We start from the raw sequence: 495 nt of genomic DNA, 5'->3' as shown, positions 1-495 counted from the left end.
ACAATTTCATATCGTATAAAAGCCATTATGTTAAATGAGGCAGATTTATTGAATCAAATATTAACTAAACTAATCATCATCAAAAGGGCTTTCAGCACCAAAACTATTTATACAAGCTTTGGATGTATATAGAAGCCCACCTCCTGAAGAATGAATGCTGACCAAGAAGTCTTTTGTTTCGAAAATTTCAGGAGGGGGTATAAGGTATATTTTTTCTTGAACTACAAATCTGTAGACTAAGTTAAGTAAAAAAAGTGCGCTAGCTGAGTATAATAGATTTTTTAAGTTCGCGAGATTTCTATTAATTTCACGATCATGCTTAATTTTATTATGGTGATTCCACCATAAAATTGTTTCATCGCTATCTATCTTATCAAATGGAGTGAATTTTAAAGATGCATATTTAATTTGTACGTCAGACGTTAAGAGAGATAGACTTTGTAGTTGTGTTTCATCTTTATAGTATTCACGAAAATCTCTAAAGTTGAATGAATT

Annotated in this window: 1 pseudogene; it reads right to left on the bottom strand. The window is 30.5% G+C overall.

The annotated features are described in order from the left end of the window. Positions 1-69 precede the first annotated feature (69 nt). Positions 70-495: pseudogene (locus tag CL42_RS17345) on the bottom strand (hypothetical protein); the annotation flags it as partial.

Origin of the sequence: Acinetobacter sp. Ver3 (assembly GCF_000632455.1) — a bacterium.
In the GTDB taxonomy this organism is placed as follows: domain Bacteria; phylum Pseudomonadota; class Gammaproteobacteria; order Pseudomonadales; family Moraxellaceae; genus Acinetobacter.
Note: the sequence above shows the minus strand (reverse complement) of the source record. Positions and strands in the feature narration are given on the sequence as shown.